Origin of the sequence: Flavobacterium plurextorum (genome assembly GCF_002217395.1) — a bacterium.
GTDB classification, from domain to species: Bacteria; Bacteroidota; Bacteroidia; order Flavobacteriales; family Flavobacteriaceae; genus Flavobacterium; species Flavobacterium plurextorum.
Window position 1 is genome coordinate 26,785 of sequence record NZ_MUHD01000024.1, and the last position, 19,271, is coordinate 46,055.

Sequence of the window (19,271 nt, forward strand, 5' to 3'; positions counted from 1 at the left end):
GGAGTTTGGGATTTTTTTTGTGCTTTTTTTTCTGCCACAAATTGCGCGAATTTTTATTTTGAAAAACGCATAGTTTGTCATCCTGAGCGGAGTCGAAGGACTTTAATTTTGCGAAAGGTCTTCGACTCCGCTCAGACAGACAATGCGAATTCGTATAGTTGTCTAGGGACGCTCAGACTGACAATACGAATTCGTACAGTTTGTCATTTCGACGAAGGAGAAATCACACGCATAACTCGACAAAGATTGGCGGTTTTGAATGTGTAATTTCTAGCGTGATTTCTCCTTCGTCGAAATGGCAAGATTGGGGAAAAAGCTTTGCGGCTTAGTGTCTTAACGAGCAAATAATCTCGCACTCTTTACGGTTAAAAACCGCACCAATACTGGGATTTAGAATTATCTCATCAAAAATTTAAAAACTTTTGTAACATTTTAATAGTTCTCGTATCCAAAAGGCGGATCCGATTAAATTAACAACTTAAAACTATTAAAATGAAAAAGTATATCATCTTAGTTATCGCATTCTTATTCTCAGCATTATGTCTAAATGTTTTTGCACAAACAAAATCATTTCCTTTCGAAGTTATTAAAACTGGAAAAGGAAAACAATCAATAATTTTCATTCCCGGATTTGCTTCTTCTGGAGAGGTGTGGAATGAAACCAAAACCGCTTTCGAAAAAGAGTATACTTGTTATACGCTTACAATGGCAGGATTTGCAGGAGCAAAACCACAAGAGAATCCATCATTCGAAAATTGGAAAACAGAAATCGCAAATTATATTAAAAACAATAAAATTGAAAAGCCAATTCTAGTTGGTCATAGTATGGGCGGCGGACTTGCGCTGGCTATCGCAGCTGATTATCCAGAATTAATTGGGAAAATTGTAGTTGTAGATGCGCTTCCGTGTTTGGCTGCGCTGATGGATCCTTCATTTAAATCGAAAGAAAATAATGATTGTTCAGCAATGGTAAGTCAAATGACTGGAATGACAGATACTCAGTTTCTTGAAATGCAGAAAAAAACAATGCCGAGACTTCTTGCTGATGCTTCAAAAATGGATACAGTTGTAGATTGGAGTGTAAAATCAGACAGAAAAACATTTGCTCAAATGTATTGTGATTTTTCGAATACAGATTTGAGAAATAAAATTGCAGCTATAAAATGCCCATCATTAATTTTATTAGAATCTTATTTTATAAATTTAAAACCAGCAATCGAGGAACAATATAAAAATTTAAAAACAGCTGATTTTCAATATGCAAGTAAAGGTCTGCATTTTATTATGTACGATGATACGGCTTGGTATTTGGCGCAATTAAACACTTTTGTAAAATCGTAAGAATGGAATTTGAAGAAATTTATAAGACTTATTGGGATAGAATATTCAGGCTTTGCATGGGTTTCGTAAATGATTATGATGCAGCACAGGATTTGGCTCAGGAAACCTTTATAATTGTCTGGCAGCAATTGGAGACTTTTAGAAACGAATCGGCTATTGGAACCTGGATTTTTAGAATTGCATCTAATAATTGTTTAAGACAGATTGAAAAAGAAAAGCGCTTTCCGAAATCCGATTTGCCAATTCATCTTTCAGAAGAGAAACAAACTTCGATAGAGCCGCAAATTCAGTTTTTGTATAAATGTATTGCCGAATTACCAGAAACAGAACGTATCATTATTTCACTGGAATTAGAAGAAGTTAAGCAGTCGGAAATTGCTAAAATTGTTGGACTTTCTGATGCTAATGTTAGAGTGAAAATTCACAGAATAAAAGAAAAACTGACTGAAAAATTTAAAGAAAATGGACAACGATAATAATATAGATTTTAAAGATTTATGGAAAAAACAAACCGTAAATCAACCAGATATGAAAGATTTGCTGTCGAGAGTGAGTAAATTTAAAAAAGCAGGTTTAAGAAGTTTATGGATAACCAATGTTTTGCTTTTTTTGACCACTGCATGTATTGTTTTTATATGGATATATTATCAGCCAGAGTTTGTTTCGACTAAAATCGGAATTGTTTTAACGATTTTGGCGATGGTTATTTATGTATTTGCTTTTAATAAATTGTTGACTCCTTTTAGAAATATCGATGCGACACAAACGAATCAGGAATATTTACAAAAACTGATTTTGATTAAAAAGAAACAACAGTTTATGCAGACAAAAATGATGAGTTTGTACTTTCTGCTGCTTACAACTGGAATTTGCTTGTATATGTATGAATATGCCAGCAGAATGAGCGCTTTGGGTGCAAGTTTGTGTTATGGAATAACATTGCTTTGGATGGCGTTTAATTGGTTTTATATTCGCCCGAAACAAATTAAAAAACAACAGTCAAAAATAAATACCCTGATTGAGAAGTTTGAAGAAGTAAATAAGCAGCTGCATTAAGGGATGATTTTACGACCATATTATACAGACGCACTGAAGTGCGTCTTTTTTTTGTTAAATTTTTAATATTTCTACTGCCGTAATTACTGTTTTGAATGTCAAAATGTCATTTTTTAAGTTTGGTTCAGAAATTGTGATTTGTTTTGTAACTTTAAAAATCAATCAAAAAAAGATAAAAACATGGGAAGTGGATATTTAATTATTGCCGGAGCTATAATGTTATTCAGCTGGCTGGTAAGTTCAAGACTAAAAAGTAAATTCGAATTATATTCTAAACTGCAATTACGAAACGGAATGAGCGGTGCGGAAATCGCTGAAAAAATGCTTGCTGATAATGGTATTACAGATGTTCGTGTTATTTCGACTCCAGGTCAGTTAACAGATCATTATAATCCTGCGGATAAAACTGTTAATTTAAGTGAAGCAGTTTATAATCAGCGTAACGCGGCTGCGGCGGCTGTTGCGGCACACGAATGCGGGCACGCGGTTCAGCATGCTATTGGTTATGAATGGTTAACAATGCGTTCTAAATTAGTGCCTATTGTGAGTGTGGCTTCAAATTATGTGCAATGGATTTTGCTTGCGGGAATCTTAATGATTAGAACTTTTCCTCAATTACTGCTAATTGGGATTGTTATTTTTGCAGCAACTACATTGTTTACAATTATAACGCTGCCGGTAGAATATGATGCAAGTAATAGAGCCTTGGCTTGGTTAGAAAATAAACATATGCTGACTCAGCAAGAACAGGCTGGTGCAAAAGATGCCTTAAAATGGGCGGCACGAACTTATGTTGTTGCGGCTATAGGTTCAATCGCAACGCTGTTGTACTATATCTCGATTTATTCAGGAAGCAGAAGAAACTAATTTGATAATTGAGATAATTAGTCAATTAGATAATTTAAAGCAAACCCGACAGGTTTTTAAAACTTGTCGGGTTTTGTTTTTTTATTTAGTTTTCATTTAATTGCAGAAGAACAAAAAGTAAAGCCCAAAGTCCTGCAAGGGTGTAAATGGAATATAAATATTGATTTTCTTCAGATTTATATAATTTGTAAAAAAGAACAATAGTATAAATTATGCTTATCGGAATTGCAAGAAGAAATAGAAAAGCACCCATTCCGGGAGCACATGGACCTCCTGCATCAATTTCGGTATAAATAAAGGTTATTGAGAAATAAACAATGAAAAAGAATATGGTCTTGTACTCTGATCTAATATTTAACATGTAACAGTGAATTATCTAATTATCATATTTTCTCATTGACACATTTATAATTGAATCTGCCTGTCAATTTGTTGATCTAACGAAATAAAGGTTTCAGTTCTTGAAACACCTTCGATTGCTTGAATTTTGGTGTTTAAAAGCTGCATTAAATGTTCGTTGTCTCGACAGATAATTTTAATTAACACAGACCAGTTTCCTGTAGTATAATGACATTCGAGAACTTCTGGAATTTTTCTAAGATCTTTTACCGCTTCAGAGTTTCTTGAGGCTTTGTCCAGATAAACGCCAATAAATGCCATAGTATTGTAACCTAATACTTTTGGATTAACGGTAAACTTTGATCCTGAAATTACGCCGGATTGTTCTAGTTTTTTTAAACGCTGATGAATCGCAGCTCCAGAAATTCCTATTTTGTTGGCGATTTGAAGAATGGGTTTTCGTGCATCATCCATTAAATATCGAAGAATTTCTTTGTCGATACCGTCAATTTCAATTAAAAGCGAGTTGATTTTCATTTGAGTGATAGTTTGTAACTAATTTTAGTTGTTTGGTTTTAGTTGAAAACCAAATATACTCAAAATGATTTAAAAAATAAAATTCGATGTTTGGGAGGATTTACAAATATTGTAAAGTGAAATGATGCTCAAAATGCGAAGATGCATTAAAAAGAAAATTCCAAATCCCAAGTGATTAATTTGGAATTTGGAATTTTAATATTTTGTATTCTTAAGGTTTTATTTTCCTTTGTTTGCTTCGGCGATATATTTTTCAAGAGCCATTGTCATAGAAGGCGTTTCAGGTGTTGGAGCAAGAATATCGATTCTTAAACCGTGATCTAAAGCTTCTTTTTGAGTTGTGCTTCCAAATACAGCGATTCTGGTATTGTTTTGTTTAAAGTCTGGGAAGTTTTTAAACAATGATTTAATTCCTGTTGGGCTGAAAAATGCCAAAACATCATAATAAACATCGGCAAGATCAGATAAGTCGCTCATTACAGTTCTGTAAAAAACAGCTTGTGCCCAATCTACTTTTAGACTATTTAATGTTATTGGAGCGTCTGCATTTAACTGGTCAGATGCTGGAAGTAAAAACTTCTCGTCTTTGTATTTTTTAATTAGAGGCGATAAATCAGCAAAATCTTTAGCACCAACGTAAATTTTACGTTTTCTGTATACTACATACTTTTGCAGATAAAATGCAACTGCTTCAGATTGACAAAAATATTTCAATCCTTCAGGTACTTTGTAGCGCATTTCATCAGCCACTCTAAAAAAATGATCTACAGCATTTCGACTTGTTAAAATGATAGCAGTATAGTGATTAAGGTCGATTTTTTGTAATCGAATCTCTTTTGCACTAACCCCTTCCACATGAATAAATGGTCTGAAATCAATTTTTATTTTGTGTTTTTGTTGGAGCTCAAAGTAAGGAGAATTCTCCACTTTAGGTTCAGGCTGTGACACCAAAATTGTTTTCACTTTCATATTATAAACATTTACTAAGCACTCCCTTTTGTCATCCAATAATAGAGAAAATAATAAGGGGCTATTTCAAGAGCGCAAAGATATAAAATAAAATAAAACAACTTGTCGATAATTACGTTTTGATACGTTTTAATTGAAATAAAATATGAGTATAGACTGATACACAGCGAAATACCTATAATTGCTAGCGGAACAATTATTGGAATATTGTCATAATAGAATAAAATAGCATTAATAGGAAGTATCAAAACGCCGATGTAAGTCCTGTAGGTTACTTTTTGTAAGTTAAAAAGCTCCATAAATTCATCAATATTGAATGAAGCTGCTACGATTTTTTCGATCAAATATTTTGCTAGAATAAAATAAAGAAGAAAAGTTGCGATTCGAATAAACAATAAATAATCCGTTTTTGATGCAGTTCCATAAATACTCATCGTAAGCTGAATAAAGAAAGCAAAAGAAATAATCTGCACAAAAAATAAACCAACAGTAAAGCTGCTGTTTATATGGTTATTGTCGCGATAAATTTTAGCATATTTATCTGAGATTATAAGTTTGCTGAATTCAGAAAAACGAGTCTCATATGCTGATTTTGTTATAGCAACAATGGCAAAGGTCAGGATGAATAAAACAGTTGCCCAATCTTTGTTTTCAATAATTCGAGGATGAAGTTGTTCAATCATAGCGCACAAAATTAGTAATTTTTTGGATCAATACTTTTATTATGTATTTATTATGAACCAAATGCTATAAAAAGTTTACTTTTGCGGTGAAATTACCAAGAAAAATGAGTGATAGTATTGTCATAATTCCAACTTATAACGAAATTGAAAATATTGAAAGTATTGTGAGAGCGGTACTTTCGCAGCATAAACCTTTTCATCTTTTAATAATAGATGATAATTCTCCTGATCATACTGCCGATAAAGTGATTGCGCTGCAAGAAGAATTTTCGGGAAGATTATTCCTTGAAAAAAGAGCAAAAAAAGCGGGTTTAGGAACGGCTTATGTTCATGGTTTTAAGTGGGCTTTGGAGCGTAAATACGATTTCATCTTTGAAATGGACGCTGACTTTTCGCATAACCCAAATGATTTAGAGAAATTATATGATGCTTGCCATTTTGGTGGAGCTGATTTAGCTATTGGTTCCCGTTATGTAAAAGGTGTAAATGTGGTAAATTGGCCATTAAGCCGAGTTTTGATGTCGTACTTTGCATCAGTTTATGTGAAGTTTATTACCGGAATGAAAATTCACGATGCAACTGCAGGTTTCGTTTGTTATAAAAGAGAGGTTTTGGAGAAAATCAATCTTAACAAAATAAAGTTTGTGGGATATGCGTTTCAAATCGAAATGAAGTACAGAACTTACTGTGCTAAATTTGAAATTAAAGAAGTTCCAATTATTTTTACAGATAGAACAAAAGGAGTTTCGAAAATGAGTAACGCCATTATCAAAGAAGCAATTCTTGGAGTGATTTCGTTAAGATTAAAAAAATTAGTCAATACATTATAAAGACAAAACATGAATAGGATTTTAATTAAAAATGCAAAAATTGTAAACGAAGGGTCTATTTTTGATGGAGATGTTTTTATAGAGAACGACTTGATTGTTGAAGTCGCTGATAGTATCAGTTTAAAATCATCTGACTGTATTGTTGTAGATGCCGAAGGAAGTTATTTGATTCCTGGTGCAATTGATGATCAAGTTCATTTTAGAGAACCAGGTTTAACGCATAAAGGCGATATTGAATCGGAATCAAGAGCTGCAGTAGCGGGAGGAATTACTTCTTTTATCGAACAGCCAAATACAGTTCCAAATGCCGTTACACAAGAAATATTAGAAGATAAATATCAAATTGCTGCTCAAAAATCATTCGCGAATTATTCGTTTATGATGGGAGCTACCAATGATAACTTAGAAGAAGTTCTAAAAACCAATCCTAAAAATGTTGCTGGAATTAAGATATTTCTAGGTTCTTCAACAGGGAATATGTTGGTTGACAAAGAAGAAACTTTAGAAAAAATTTTCTCAAGCACACCAATGTTAATCGCTGTGCATTGTGAAGATGAAACTACTATTCAAAATAACTTAGCAGAGTTCAAAGAAAAATATGGGGAAGATGTTCCAGTAACGGCACATAATTTAATTAGAAGTGCTGAAGCTTGTTATATTTCGTCTTCAAAAGCCGTGGCTTTAGCAAAAAGAACTGGAGCGCGTTTGCATATTTTTCACTTATCGACTGCAAAAGAAATGGAATTGTTTACAAACAAAATTCCATTAGAAGATAAAAAAATTACTGCTGAGGTTTGTGTGCATCATCTTTGGTTTACCGATGAAGATTATAAAACAAAAGGGAATTTCATTAAATGGAATCCTGCTGTAAAAACCGAAAGTGATAGAAAAGCACTTTGGGAAGCTTTGAATGACGGTAGAATTGATGTTATTGCAACAGATCATGCGCCGCATACAAAAGAAGAAAAGTTACAATCTTACTTAAAAGCACCTTCTGGAGGTCCGCTTGTGCAGCATGCCGTTGTAGCAATGTTCGAAGCGCATCATCAAGGAAAAATAAGTGTAGAGAAAATTGTAGAAAAAATGTGTCATAATCCTGCGAAAATCTTTAAAATTGAAAAAAGAGGTTTTATTAAAGAAGGTTATTATGCAGATTTGGTAATTGTAAATCCGAGTTTGCCTTGGAGTGTAAATCAAGATAATATTTTATATAAATGCGGTTGGTCTCCGTTTGAAGGCACAGCTTTTAAATCGAGAATTACACACACTTTTGTAAATGGTGAAATGGTTTACAATAACTTTAAAGTAAAAGATATCCGTGCTGGAAAACGTTTATTGTTTGATAGATAAAAAGCCGAAATGAAAAATTGTTTTGTAATAGTATTAGTTATATTTCTTTCTGTAAGTTGTAAAAAAGAGGTTGTAAAACAGCCTGCTAAACTTATTGAGAAAGATAAAATGGTTGATATTATTTATGATTTGTCTCTTCTGGAAGCAATGAAATATCAAAATCCAGTTTCTTTAGATTCTACAGAAACAAATCCAACGAAGTTTATTTTGAAAAAATACAAAGTAGACAGTCTTCAATTTGCTCAAAATAATATGTATTATGCTGCAGATTATGAAAGCTACAAAGAGATGTTTGATGAGGTTGGAAAACGATTAGCAAAAAATCAAAGAGACACAGATTCGATCGTTAAAATTGAAGAGAAAAAAGCGATGAAAGCGGTGAATCTTAAGGATAAAGAAAAACCGAAAGATTCGATTAAAAAGACAAGGACTCAAATAAATCTTGACTCGATAAGACGACAAATGAAACCGCAGCCAAAAAAATAATTCTATAATTTAGAAATATCCCTTACATATTGATGTACATCTGTAAAAACCGTTCCTAGAGCGGTTTTTATTTTTTCATTTGAATACAGATTTTTAGAATAGGAAGCTTTTGCAGTTGCTTTTGTAAGACGTCTTTTTTGAAAAAATAAGGTTGAAAATATTCCGTCAGCCATCCAAAGAAAATTCATAAATAAAGGTTTGGCATGAATGCTTGGTTTCTTTACTTTCAAAGCTTCGGCAATTGTATCAAGAATATCTTTAAAAACAATGTTGTTAGCAATTAAAGTAAAGCGCTCATTTTTAATCTCGCTGTTCATTAATTGATGAGAAATTTTCACAACATCATCAACGGTAATAAAACCAGTACTTCCAAGAGTATAAAACGAAAGACCGTTAGCGACTTTTAAGTACAATTCAGCGCTTCCCTGCTGTTTGTTTTTTGTTTTCGGAATCGGTCCTAAAATTACGCCGGGATTTACAATTATAACATCTAAACCTTCTTGATGAGCGCGCCATACTTCCATTTCAGAACCGTATTTAGAAATAGCATAATCGCTGTGAGGTTTTTCAGGATTCCAGTCCGTTTCCTCAGTAATGTAAGTTTCGTGTGGTGCTAAATCGCCAAGTGCGGCAATAGAACTTACAAAACAAAATTTCTTTACACCTAGTGCAATCGAAAAATTAACCATATTAGCGGTTCCTTCGATGTTTATTTTTCGAAGTGCTTCTTCATCTTTTGGGTCGAATGAAATTAAAGCGGCGCAGTGGTAAACGTAATCAATATCAATAAAAGCATTTTCTAAAGAAGGAACGTCTAAGATATCGGCTTCAAGCCATTCTATTTTTTCAAATAAAGCTTCTTTCTTGTAAAGTTCAAAAACCGATTTTGCTTTTTGAATGTTGTTTTTGGTTCTGTAAATTGCCCGAACATTTTCTCCATTTTCGATTAAATGAAGCAATAAATGTGAGCCTACTAAACCTGTTCCGCCAGTTACTAATACCATTTTGTAAATATAAGTTTTTGTTGGAAAGGTGCAAAGCTGCAGAGAGACAAAGTTTCAAAGGTTTTTTGCAAAGGTTCAAAGTTTTGATTTTTTTTAAATAATATTTGTGTCTTAGCGCCTTAGTGGCATAAGTTTTTGTCATTGCGATTACCATTGATTATATTTGCGCAAAATATTTTAAAAATGAAGAATCTAGTTGAAGAATTAAAGTGGCGCGGTTTGTACCATGATAGCATGCCAGGAACGGAAGAACAATTGCTAAAAGAGGTAACTTCGGCATATATTGGTTTTGATCCAACAGCAGATTCGCTGCATATAGGCAGTATGGTTCAGATTATTTTATTGGTTCATTTAAAGAATTTTGGTCATAAGCCAATCGCTCTTGTGGGCGGCGCGACTGGAATGATTGGTGATCCTTCTGGAAAATCTGACGAAAGAAATTTGTTGAACGAAGAAGCTTTGGCTAAAAACGTTGCCGGAATAAAAAGTGTTCTGTCTCGTTTCCTAGACTTTAATTCAAAAGAAGCAAATGCTCCAGTAATGGTAAATAACTATGACTGGATGAAAGAATTCTCGTTTATTGATTTTGCTCGTGAAGTTGGAAAACGTATCACGGTAAATTATATGATGGCGAAGGATTCTGTTAAAAAGAGATTTAGCGGAGAAGGTGAAGGAATGTCTTTTACTGAATTTACATATCAATTAATTCAAGGGTACGATTTTTATCATTTGTATAAAAACAATAATTGTGTTTTGCAAATGGGAGGTTCTGACCAGTGGGGAAATATTACTACAGGTACAGAATTAGTACGCAGAATGGGTGGAGAAGGAGCAAAGGCTTTTGCTTTGACAACACCTTTGATTACAAAAGCAGACGGATCTAAATTTGGAAAATCGGAAGGTGGAAATGTTTGGCTGGATGCTGATAAAACTTCTGTGTACAAGTTTTACCAATTTTGGGTAAACTCAACTGATGTTGATGCAGAAAAATACATTAAAATCTTTACATTCTTAGATAAAGAAACTATTGAGGCTTTAATTGCTGAGCATCAAACAGCACCGCATTTAAGAATCTTGCAAAAGAAATTAGCTGAAGAAATCACGATTTTTGTTCACAGTAAAGAAGAATTGGAAAAAGCGATTCAGGCTTCGAATATTTTGTTTGGAAATTCTACTGCTGATGATTTGAAAAAATTAGATGAAGTGACTTTCTTAGAAGTTTTTGATGGAGTTCCACAAGCTGAAATCGCAAAAGCTGATTTGGAAAACGGATTGGATATTGTAACGGTTTTAAACGAGAAGACTGGTTTTTTCAAATCAAACGGAGAAGCTAGACGCGCGTTGACTGCTAATTCTATTTCTGTAAACAGAGAAAAAATAAAAGAAGATTTTGTGTTAACAGCAAATGATTTGATTAACAATCAATTTGTGTTATTACAAAGTGGAAAGAAAAACTATTTTGTGATTAGAGTTGTTTAACTGTTTAATAGGTAAATTGTATAATCGAATGTTGAACTGATTAAACGATTTAACAAATCAATGATTAAACTATAACACCATCAAATTACATCCACGAATATCAGAATTATCAAAACGTCCCAATACCTCGAAAGAGTTGTTGGGATTTTTTTTGCCTAAATCCTGCGTTGCAATAAAAGAACAAGAATTGATATTGGCTAAATCAATAACATTGATTCCGCCGGTTTTTCCGTCTTTTATATAAGTCAAAGCATCTTCTGGATCGCGAACTAAAATATGCATCCAAGACGGACATTCAAATACGCCTTCGCCTAAAGAATAAGCTTGCGCTAAAAGTTCTGTCATTCCGTATTCTGAATGAATTGCATTTACACCAAATCCTTTGCAAAGTTGTTCGTGAAGTTCTTCGCGAATCATTTCTTTGCGTTTTCCTTTCATTCCTCCAGTTTCCATAATAATGGTGTTTTGAAGATTGAATTGGTGTTTTTCTATTAAATCTAACAAAGCATAAGTAACGCCGATTAGAATTACATTTTGACCTGATTCGTCAAGTTCAGTCAGTTTTTTAATTAAGTCGTCGTGATTGTGTAAATAAAACCCGCTTTCAGGCTGATTGGATAGTTTTATTAAGTCTTCGACCATATAAATAAGCGAAGATCCCTCGCGTTCTAAATAGGACGGTAAAAGGGCTAAAACAACATAATCTTCGATATTGCCATAGAATTGAGAAAATCCTTTTCGATAACTTTCTTCATAAAGAGAAACATCGGTAACTAAATGTCGACTCGTGATCATTCCAGTCGTGCCGCTGCTGGTAAAAGTAACTTCGGCAGGATTGGTGTTTGATACTACGTCATGGCTTTTAAAAAACTGAATAGGTAAAAATGGAATTTGCGCCAATGTTTTTACCTGCTGCACGTCTGTTTTAAGGAAATCGCAAAAATCACGATATACTAGATTGTTTTCATATTGAAAGCGAAACACTTTTAGTGCTGTTTTTTCAAATTGCTTATGGCTGGAAATCGTAAATATATCGCTGGCTGTAATCAAAACTTTTTTTGTGCAAAGATATTTATTTTTTGGCGTTCAGTGTTGTCTTTTTTAGTTTCAGTATTCTTAAGTATCAAATTTTACAAGTGATAATGAGACTGAATATTAAAAAGCGGAACACTGTAAACTAAAAAAAAGCTCCATAAGAGCTTTTTTGTTTTATCGAATAATGAGCTTTCGGGTTGCCGTAGCATTTTGCTCGCTTATTTTTATAATGTAAACGCCTGGAACAAGATCTGAAACGTTTAATTCTTTTGAGCTTAGATGCGTTTGCAATACTCTTTTTCCTAAGATGTCAAAAATGATGATTTCTTTTTCTAAATCATTTTTTGACGTAATATATACTTTTCCATTGACCACTGGGTTAGGGTACAAGCTGAGACCCTCAATTCCTACGGACTCTTGAGTTTTGGGTAATTGCTTACTGTCTTGTGCTGAAACACTTACAGTTAAGAAAAAAGCCAATAAAAAAGTAATATAAAAGTAGTTTTTTGCCATCGCATTTATTTGATGAGTAAATATACAAAAAAAATTACAAAAACTAAGCCAAAAAAAAACATCCTAAATTATTAGGATGTTTTTAACATTATTTTTTTTAACTTATTATTTTGTCAAGTCAACACCGTTAACTGTTGCCCAAGCACCACCTGTGATAGATGCTCCAGTTGCTGTTGCATCGATTACGAAGTTTCCTGCTGGGAATGTAACTACACCGTCCCATGGAGCTACTACTACACCTAAGATATCTTTAGAAGTATTAGTGATTTTAACTTTAGTGATTTTAATTTTACCACCGTTTACTTGGTTAGTATTTGTAGAAGCATCTTGAATTTTAACTGCTGCTCCTGTGTATAATTTACCACCTTCTGTGTAATCACCGTAACCATCTATGATAATGTTGCTGAAATCACCGTTTCCTTCATTTTTGAATTGGAATGCATCAACTTGAACATCTCCAACAGCTTCTGGAGTTGTACCAGCAATTCTTCTTAAAGTGATGTTTGTAACTTTAGGGAAGTAAGCGTTGTTGTTTTTAGAAGATTCAATTTCGATTCCAAAGTTTCCTTTTGCATTTTGATGAGCGTACCAGTTTGAATTGGCTTGACCTTGCCATCCATCTTGCCAGTCAAATGAATCATCAGTATTGTCATAAGAAATTGCATTTGTTAAACTTGCAGTTCCTCCGTAAAATTCGAATCCGTCATCAGCACCTTTGTAAGATACTAAGTGATCTAAAGTTGTTCCTGATCCTACAGAGTAGAATGAGAATCCGTTTAATTCTTTTGTTCCATCAGCTAATTTAGAACCAGCGTATTCAACTCTTACATATTTCAATGAACCACCATTGTGAGCTGCATTTGTTCCTCCGTAAGGCAGCGCATTTCCGTCTTCAGAAGTAGAAGTTTTTACACCGTTGATAGCATTGATTGGAGCGTCACCGTACATGATGATACCTCCCCAAGAACCAGCGATTTTAGATTTTTCAGTAAATACAACTGGTTTGTCAGCAGTACCGTTGATGATTAATTTACCACCGTTTAATACAACTAAAGCGTTGTCTCCAGTAGTTTTATCAACTGTAATTGTTGAACCAGCATCAAATGTTACTGTTACTCCAGAATTAATTTTCACCATACCTTTCATAGTATAGTTTCCTAAAGCATAAGTTTTATTAGCTGTAATTGGTCCAGTAATTTCTCCTGTTGCAACTGGAACAGCCGTTACAGTTACTGTTTTTGTTACTGAAACAGATTGTAGTGTATAAGTAATAACAGAAGTACCTACAGAAACCCCTGTAATAACTCCAGTAGCAGGCACAACAGTTGCAACAGCTGGCGTAGCACTAGAATAAGTACCGCCTGTAGTTGTACTGCTGAAAGTTGTAGTTCCTCCTACAACAACACTCTCAGTTCCTGTTAAAGGAGCGATAGTAAATGGAGCTGGATCGTTGTCATTGCTGCAAGATGAAAATAATAAGCCAATTGAAAGGGCTAAAGCGAAAAATTTAGTTTTCATAATTGTTGTTTAATAGTTGATTTCTTTGCAGACAAAAGTAGGACGGGAATCTTTTATGCATGTTAGCTGATTATTACAATACCGTTATTATAAAAGCTCCTAAATGTCAAGATAATGTTAAGAGATTTACATTATGTTCATAAAAAAAAGCCCTATCGAAATAGGGCTTTGTGATCTTGGTTTTAAATAGGATTAAAATGTATATCCTAGACTTAATGAAAAGCCTCTGCTTTTTTTGTAACTTCTTGTTAATGGATCTCCAACAACTGGTGTTACACTGTTGTCTCCAATTTCAAATTTTCGTGCAGGATCAAGTAAATTGTCTGCAGAGAATTTTAAATCAAAATGCTGTGATAATTTACTGCTCCATACAAAATCTAATTGTGAAACAGGAAGTTCATAAATATGATCCAGACCATTTGTTCCTACTGCATAAATTCTTTTTCCAAATACAGAATAAACTAATGAAAGTGTATTGCTCCAGTTTTTGTTTACATCAAATTGATATTTCAAATCAGAATTGATTAACCATTTTGAAGCACCTTGTAAATCTCTTGATGTATGAGTTTCGATTGTTTGAGTAACACTTCCGTCAGGATTTATGATAAAAGGTTTAACCTCTGCTTTAGTACTCATTAATGAAGTATTAAAACCTAAAGAGAAATTTTTGAAAGTATTAGTTAATCTTTCTAAGTCATAAATAAATTCGATTTCTGCACCGTATATTACCGCATTGTCAGAATTTAAATAAGTGATAATTGTAGAACCGGCAGCATTTGCAGTCAAAGTTCTTTCGATAGGATTTTTCATTTGTTTACCAAAAAGTCCTACAGCGAACATTTCTTTTGCAGTTGGGAAAAACTCATATTTTAAATCAACATTGTAATTATCACTGTTTACTAAATATGGATTTCCTTTCATAGAAGTTCCATCGGCATTGATGTACTCAATTGGGTAAGCTTCCATTATTACTGGTTTAGTATAAGTAATACCACCAGCTAAACGAACATTTGCTTTTTCGGTAACGCTGTATTTAGCATTTAACGAAGGTAAGAAATAAGTTTTGTCGTAGTTTAAAGTTACATATGGCTCATCAAAAGAACCTTGATTTCTGTATTTAGTTTCTCTATTCGTGCTTTCAAATCTTACACCACCATTAAGTTCAAATTTATCATTGAATTTGTAAAGTAAATTAGCATAACCAGCATTAGCACCTTCCTTTAAAATTGCTTTGTAAGTAGAGTTAGAACTTTCTCTAAAATTGAAAGCACCTCCAGCAATGTATCCATTCAATTGATCGTCGATACTGTTAAGCGGAGCATCGATGTTTGGTCCAGGAGTTGGAGAAATAAAACGATATGAAGATTCCATATCTGACATGTTTCCGTTATAACCAACCGTTAATTTGTGACCTTTATCTGCTCCAAATTTCAAGTTATATTCAGCTAAACCTGAGAAATAAGAGTTTCCAGTAATTTCTAAATATTGTTTGATAAAGTTGTTTCCTGCAATCGAAGCAATGATTCCATCGTTATCTGTTTTAATTCCTGAAAATGCTTTTCTGTCAGGCTGATTGTATTTCGTCAACGCATAAGAGGCACCTGCTTTTACAGTTTGACTTTTGTCTTCTGTAATTGCATATTCTCCCAACAATTGATTGTTCCAATAATCTGATTGGTCTAATTGGTTGGTACGAATAAGAGTTTTGTTTGTTCCGGTTCCAGTTTCAGCATTTGCAACACCAAATTGATCTTTGATTAAGTTATCAGTTGTTCTGATGAAAAGACTATTGTAAGCAAGTTTAAATCTTTTTGTGTTATAGTTTAAACCTAATAAACCAGTCAAAGAAGTTCTGTAGTGATTGTCTGTAGTGATAAAATCAGTTTTGTAGCTGATTCCAGTGCTTTGGTAAGCAAAAGTTCTGTCAACTCCTTCTTGAATTGCATAACTGTTTTCAGCATTTACAGAGATGATATAAGAAATGCTTCTGTCTTTTTCTAAATCAAATTTTTCAGCATGTAAAAAACCAATACTTGTATTTAACGGCGTTCTTATAGTCGAAACGTCGAAACCGCTTTGGAAAGAGTTTAAAGATTCTTGAGGAGTAAAAACATGACCAGATGGAGTATCTCCTAATAATGAAGGTAATTTTCTATTGTCTCCAGTCATTCCGAAAAAACCTTCTGCAGAATCAGCATCTTTAGAAATAGAAAATCTTTTTAAATTACTGTTTACAAGATAACTTGTTCCAATATTAATTTTTGTGATGCTTTTTGTGTTTTTAGAAGTTTGAATATTAAATGTTCCACCAGCAAAATCCCCATAAATGTTTGGGCTGAATGTTTTGTAAACTTCAATAACACCAACGATATCCGTAGAGAATAAATCTAGCGGAATAATTTTCAAAAATGGATTGTTTGTTGGAGCAGCAAGATCATTAATCAATAAGTTGTTGTATCTGTCTTCAAGTCCACGAACAAATAAACCTCTTGATCCAACTTTAGTAATTCCGGTAATTTTAGTTAAACCTTCTTCAACATCGCTTACTCCTTTTCTAGACATTTCCTGCGCACCAATACTTTGTTTGATTACCACAGCATTTTTTTGGTCTAATAACAAAGCCGTTTCTTTTTCTCTGTTTCCAGTAGATTTTACGACCACATCTTTAAGAGTAAAACTTCCAGAAGAAAGTACTTGATTTACCACTACAGTTTCGTTTGCCTTTACCGTAACTGGAGCTTCTTTAGATTCATATCCTAAAAAACTATAAATAACGATATAATTTCCTGGATTTACGCTTAACGAATATTTTCCGTCAACGTCAGTATTTACGCTAATGTTTGTACCTTTAATTAAAACATTTGCAAAAGGTAAGGCTTCGTTGTTCATTTCTTTGTCGGTTAAAACGCCAGAAATCGTACCTTTGTTTTGTGCGATCGAAATCGTACAGATAAATAATGCAATAAATAGAAATTTTAAATTGAATTTCATTTCAGTGTTGTGTTTGATTTATTTTTGTGCAAAGAAATGACTGAGCTGTGAAGTCGATGTTACGAACTTGTTATGTTTTTGTGTACTAAAGATTATCAAATTGTTACCAGATTAAATTACCGTTAACAGCAATTTTTAACGATTCATTTATTACTATATTTACCCTGTGAAATAAAAAACATCGGATATATATTAAAGAGAATTTGATGTAAAAATCTCAATTTTTGCTATTTATGAAAAAAACACAAACCAAGATTTTATTAGTTGACGACGAACCAGATATCTTAGAAATCGTTGGCTATAACCTTGCTCAAGAAGGCTATCAGATTGTTACAGCTTCTAACGGAAAAGATGCTATAGCAAAAGCTCAGAAAGAATTGCCAGAATTAATTATTATGGACGTGATGATGGCTGAAATGGATGGTATGGAAGCTTGTGAGCACATCAGAAAAATCCCTGAATTAAATAATGTTATCATAACATTTCTTACCGCAAGAAGTGAAGACTATTCGCAAGTAGCTGGTTTTGATGCTGGTGCTGATGATTATATTACTAAGCCAATAAAACCAAAATTATTGGTCTCAAAAGTAAAGGCTCTGTTAAGAAGGTTAAAAGAACAAGAAGTAGTTAGTGATACTATAAATGTTGGAGGAATCGAAATTAACCGCGAAGAGTATAAAATTATCAAAGGCAATGTAGAAATTGCACTTCCAAGAAAAGAATTCGAATTGTTTTATTTATTAGCTTCAAAACCAGGTAAAGTTTTTAAAAGAGATGAAATTCTTGATAAAGTCTGGGGGAACGAAGTGGTAGTAGGAGGAAGAACAATTGATGTTCATATTAGAAAACTACGTGAAAAAATAGGCGAAGATCTTTTTAAAACCATAAAAGGGGTAGGCTACAAATTTGAAGTTTAAGAATTCAATATTAAGGAAACCATATAAGTGATATAAGTTCACTTAATTTCTGGTTTACCTACATTCACAATAATTATCTTTGTCAAAGTTCTGAACTTTGACAAAGATTTGCTTTTTTAAGTTCATATTGTAAATCCATACAACTAAGCTTTGCTTTTAAATGAACTGATATCACTTATATGGTGAAAAAAATAATCCGTTAATGGTTTAATATTTTCAATGAAAATTAATTTTAAAAAAACATACAAATTTGCTGTAAAATCGGCATTATATATAAGTCTATTTGCAACAGGATTTGTACTCATATTGATGTCTTTATTTTATAAAGGTCAATTGAAACACCAAATTGCATTCGGCATAATTTTTTTAATCTCAATTTATATCTTCTCATTTCTGGTTTTACAATATCGTGTAGAACGTTTTATATATAGAAGAGTTAAAAAAATATATGATGAGGTTTCATTGTTAGAATCAACAACACTTATCAATCAGCCCATAACGACTGATATGGAAACGCTGTCGCGAGAAGTAAAAAAGTTTGCCACAGATAAAAAGCTGGAAATCGAAATGCTCGAAATTCGAGAGCAATACCGCAGAGAGTTTCTAGGAAACGTTTCGCACGAATTAAAAACACCATTATTTACCGTTCAAGGTTACGTTTCGACTTTGCTTGATGGAGCAATGGATGATAAAAATATCCGAAAAAAATATTTAAAACGTGCCGAAAAAGGAGTTGAGCGATTAATTTACATAGTTGAAGATTTAGATATGATTACCAAATTAGAATCTGGTGATTTAAATTTGATGATTACTGATTTTGATATTGTAGAGCTCATTCATAATGTTTTCGATTTATTAGAAATGAAAGCTGATAAAAAGAAAATTAAATTGGCATTTGAAAGTAAAAATGTACAATCTGTAATTATTCGAGGTGATAAAGACAGGATTCAACAAGTTTTAGAAAATCTAATTGTAAACTCGATTAAATACGGAAAAGAAGGCGGTTTGACCGAAGTTGGTGTAGTTAATTTAACCAAAAGAAAAGTTTTAATACGCATAAGCGATAACGGAGAAGGAGTTGAGAAACAAAATATTCCACGACTTTTTGAACGTTTCTATAGAGTTGATAAAAGCGGCACTCGATCTGAAGGAGGTTCTGGTTTAGGTTTGGCGATCGTAAAGCATATTATTGAGGCGCATAAAGAGAAAGTTTATGTAGAAAGTGAGTTCGGAATTGGTTCAGAATTCTCTTTTACGCTCGAAAAAGCGCTTAAGAACCAAAAAACTGACGTTAAAAAATTGTAAGCGGGTTTTTGTCAAACACCCTAAAACAAAGGTGTTTAACAATAAATCAAC

The 19,271-nt window shown here is 33.1% G+C and carries 19 protein-coding genes; 10 read left to right on the forward strand and 9 right to left on the reverse strand.

The genetic code is table 11. The features are described from left to right. Positions 1-492: 492 nt before the first annotated feature. The 4 genes from B0A81_RS12930 (at position 493) to B0A81_RS12945 (ending at position 3,264) form a co-directional block, all read left to right on the forward strand. Positions 493-1,341 carry an alpha/beta fold hydrolase gene (locus B0A81_RS12930; RefSeq protein WP_089058426.1) on the forward strand — a complete coding sequence of 283 codons (849 nt, stop codon included), beginning with the start codon at positions 493-495 and terminating at the stop codon, positions 1,339-1,341. A gap of 2 nt (positions 1,342-1,343) precedes the next feature. Beyond that, entirely contained in the window at positions 1,344-1,817 is a 474-nt protein-coding gene (locus tag B0A81_RS12935) for an RNA polymerase sigma factor (protein WP_089058427.1), read from the forward strand. Next, the gene (locus tag B0A81_RS12940; protein WP_089058428.1) at positions 1,804-2,397 is read left to right on the forward strand and encodes a hypothetical protein; all 594 of its coding nucleotides are present in this window, start codon (positions 1,804-1,806) and stop codon (positions 2,395-2,397) included. The genes B0A81_RS12935 and B0A81_RS12940 overlap by 14 nt, the downstream gene beginning before the upstream one ends. 180 nt (positions 2,398-2,577) lie before the next feature. Next, positions 2,578-3,264, forward strand: a complete 687-nt coding sequence (locus tag B0A81_RS12945) for a zinc metallopeptidase (RefSeq protein ID WP_089058429.1) — start codon at positions 2,578-2,580, stop codon at positions 3,262-3,264. An 85-nt stretch (positions 3,265-3,349) separates the two neighbouring features. Here B0A81_RS12945 and B0A81_RS12950 read toward each other — a convergent pair whose 3' ends face one another. The 4 genes from B0A81_RS12950 to B0A81_RS12965 form a co-directional block, all read right to left on the reverse strand. Beyond that, complete coding sequence (locus B0A81_RS12950) at positions 3,350-3,625, reverse strand: hypothetical protein (RefSeq protein ID WP_089058430.1); 276 nt, start codon at positions 3,623-3,625, stop codon at positions 3,350-3,352. Positions 3,626-3,669: 44 nt separating this feature from the next. Continuing rightward, on the reverse strand, positions 3,670-4,140 hold the full coding sequence (locus tag B0A81_RS12955) for an Lrp/AsnC family transcriptional regulator (RefSeq protein ID WP_029270670.1): 471 nt from the start codon (positions 4,138-4,140) through the stop codon (positions 3,670-3,672). Between the two features lie 219 nt (positions 4,141-4,359). Beyond that, a complete protein-coding gene (locus tag B0A81_RS12960; RefSeq protein WP_089054309.1) occupies positions 4,360-5,109 on the reverse strand; it encodes a uroporphyrinogen-III synthase in 750 nt (249 codons plus the stop codon). Positions 5,110-5,123: 14 nt separating this feature from the next. Beyond that, positions 5,124-5,792 carry a DUF4271 domain-containing protein gene (locus B0A81_RS12965; protein ID WP_089058431.1) on the reverse strand — a complete coding sequence of 223 codons (669 nt, stop codon included), beginning with the start codon at positions 5,790-5,792 and terminating at the stop codon, positions 5,124-5,126. Positions 5,793-5,896: 104 nt separating this feature from the next. Between B0A81_RS12965 and B0A81_RS12970 the strand changes: the two genes are divergently transcribed. Genes B0A81_RS12970 through B0A81_RS12980 form a run of 3 tightly spaced genes read left to right on the forward strand, consistent with a single transcriptional unit; the run spans position 5,897 to position 8,458 of the window. Further along, positions 5,897-6,622 (forward strand): polyprenol monophosphomannose synthase, encoded by a 726-nt coding sequence (locus B0A81_RS12970; RefSeq protein ID WP_089058432.1) that lies wholly within the window; start codon positions 5,897-5,899, stop codon positions 6,620-6,622. A gap of 9 nt (positions 6,623-6,631) precedes the next feature. Beyond that, complete coding sequence (locus tag B0A81_RS12975) at positions 6,632-7,972, forward strand: dihydroorotase (protein WP_089054306.1); 1,341 nt, start codon at positions 6,632-6,634, stop codon at positions 7,970-7,972. A gap of 9 nt (positions 7,973-7,981) precedes the next feature. Further along, positions 7,982-8,458 (forward strand): DUF4296 domain-containing protein, encoded by a 477-nt coding sequence (locus B0A81_RS12980; protein WP_089058433.1) that lies wholly within the window; start codon positions 7,982-7,984, stop codon positions 8,456-8,458. A 2-nt stretch (positions 8,459-8,460) separates the two neighbouring features. On the opposite strand, the gene B0A81_RS12985 is transcribed toward B0A81_RS12980, so the two are convergent. Continuing rightward, the gene (locus B0A81_RS12985; protein ID WP_089058434.1) at positions 8,461-9,462 is read right to left on the reverse strand and encodes an NAD-dependent epimerase/dehydratase family protein; all 1,002 of its coding nucleotides are present in this window, start codon (positions 9,460-9,462) and stop codon (positions 8,461-8,463) included. Between the two features lie 183 nt (positions 9,463-9,645). Here B0A81_RS12985 and tyrS point away from each other — a divergent pair, with 183 nt between their 5' ends. Next, a complete protein-coding gene (tyrS, locus tag B0A81_RS12990) occupies positions 9,646-10,941 on the forward strand; it encodes a tyrosine--tRNA ligase (RefSeq protein WP_089058435.1) in 1,296 nt (431 codons plus the stop codon). A gap of 69 nt (positions 10,942-11,010) precedes the next feature. Here the strand turns inward: tyrS and B0A81_RS12995 are convergent, their stop codons facing one another. The 4 genes from B0A81_RS12995 to B0A81_RS13010 form a co-directional block, all read right to left on the reverse strand. Continuing rightward, complete coding sequence (locus tag B0A81_RS12995; RefSeq protein WP_089058436.1) at positions 11,011-11,991, reverse strand: LuxE/PaaK family acyltransferase; 981 nt, start codon at positions 11,989-11,991, stop codon at positions 11,011-11,013. A 159-nt stretch (positions 11,992-12,150) separates the two neighbouring features. Beyond that, positions 12,151-12,489, reverse strand: a complete 339-nt coding sequence (locus B0A81_RS13000) for a T9SS type A sorting domain-containing protein (RefSeq protein ID WP_089058437.1) — start codon at positions 12,487-12,489, stop codon at positions 12,151-12,153. Positions 12,490-12,594: 105 nt separating this feature from the next. Continuing rightward, positions 12,595-14,007, reverse strand: coding sequence for a hypothetical protein (locus B0A81_RS13005; protein WP_199170222.1), 1,413 nt, complete (start codon positions 14,005-14,007; stop codon positions 12,595-12,597). A gap of 192 nt (positions 14,008-14,199) precedes the next feature. Beyond that, the gene (locus tag B0A81_RS13010) at positions 14,200-16,998 is read right to left on the reverse strand and encodes a TonB-dependent receptor (RefSeq protein ID WP_089058438.1); all 2,799 of its coding nucleotides are present in this window, start codon (positions 16,996-16,998) and stop codon (positions 14,200-14,202) included. Positions 16,999-17,231: 233 nt separating this feature from the next. Between B0A81_RS13010 and B0A81_RS13015 the strand changes: the two genes are divergently transcribed. Both B0A81_RS13015 and B0A81_RS13020 read left to right on the forward strand, forming a co-directional pair. After that, positions 17,232-17,915: a response regulator transcription factor gene (locus B0A81_RS13015; RefSeq protein WP_089054298.1), complete on the forward strand. Its 684-nt coding sequence runs from the start codon at positions 17,232-17,234 to the stop codon at positions 17,913-17,915. A 219-nt stretch (positions 17,916-18,134) separates the two neighbouring features. After that, positions 18,135-19,220, forward strand: coding sequence for a sensor histidine kinase (locus B0A81_RS13020; protein WP_089058439.1), 1,086 nt, complete (start codon positions 18,135-18,137; stop codon positions 19,218-19,220). Positions 19,221-19,271: the final 51 nt, after the last annotated feature.

Excerpts from the sequence above, each read along its gene's own strand:
- B0A81_RS13010 (WP_089058438.1), bottom strand. The coding sequence starts at position 16,998 with ATGAAATTCAATTTAAAATTTCTATTTATTGCATTATTTATCTGTACG.
- B0A81_RS12950 (WP_089058430.1), bottom strand. The coding sequence starts at position 3,625 with ATGTTAAATATTAGATCAGAGTACAAGACCATATTCTTTTTCATTGTT.
- B0A81_RS13020 (WP_089058439.1), top strand. The coding sequence starts at position 18,135 with ATGAAAATTAATTTTAAAAAAACATACAAATTTGCTGTAAAATCGGCA.
- B0A81_RS12960 (WP_089054309.1), bottom strand. The coding sequence starts at position 5,109 with ATGAAAGTGAAAACAATTTTGGTGTCACAGCCTGAACCTAAAGTGGAG.
- B0A81_RS12975 (WP_089054306.1), top strand. The coding sequence starts at position 6,632 with ATGAATAGGATTTTAATTAAAAATGCAAAAATTGTAAACGAAGGGTCT.
- B0A81_RS12955 (WP_029270670.1), bottom strand. The coding sequence starts at position 4,140 with ATGAAAATCAACTCGCTTTTAATTGAAATTGACGGTATCGACAAAGAA.
- B0A81_RS12945 (WP_089058429.1), top strand. The coding sequence starts at position 2,578 with ATGGGAAGTGGATATTTAATTATTGCCGGAGCTATAATGTTATTCAGC.
- B0A81_RS12935 (WP_089058427.1), top strand. The coding sequence starts at position 1,344 with ATGGAATTTGAAGAAATTTATAAGACTTATTGGGATAGAATATTCAGG.
- B0A81_RS13000 (WP_089058437.1), bottom strand. The coding sequence starts at position 12,489 with ATGGCAAAAAACTACTTTTATATTACTTTTTTATTGGCTTTTTTCTTA.
- B0A81_RS12930 (WP_089058426.1), top strand. The coding sequence starts at position 493 with ATGAAAAAGTATATCATCTTAGTTATCGCATTCTTATTCTCAGCATTA.
- B0A81_RS12980 (WP_089058433.1), top strand. The coding sequence starts at position 7,982 with ATGAAAAATTGTTTTGTAATAGTATTAGTTATATTTCTTTCTGTAAGT.
- B0A81_RS12970 (WP_089058432.1), top strand. The coding sequence starts at position 5,897 with ATGAGTGATAGTATTGTCATAATTCCAACTTATAACGAAATTGAAAAT.
- B0A81_RS12965 (WP_089058431.1), bottom strand. The coding sequence starts at position 5,792 with ATGATTGAACAACTTCATCCTCGAATTATTGAAAACAAAGATTGGGCA.
- B0A81_RS12985 (WP_089058434.1), bottom strand. The coding sequence starts at position 9,462 with ATGGTATTAGTAACTGGCGGAACAGGTTTAGTAGGCTCACATTTATTG.
- B0A81_RS12940 (WP_089058428.1), top strand. The coding sequence starts at position 1,804 with ATGGACAACGATAATAATATAGATTTTAAAGATTTATGGAAAAAACAA.
- B0A81_RS13005 (WP_199170222.1), bottom strand. The coding sequence starts at position 14,007 with ATGAAAACTAAATTTTTCGCTTTAGCCCTTTCAATTGGCTTATTATTT.
- tyrS (WP_089058435.1), top strand. The coding sequence starts at position 9,646 with ATGAAGAATCTAGTTGAAGAATTAAAGTGGCGCGGTTTGTACCATGAT.
- B0A81_RS13015 (WP_089054298.1), top strand. The coding sequence starts at position 17,232 with ATGAAAAAAACACAAACCAAGATTTTATTAGTTGACGACGAACCAGAT.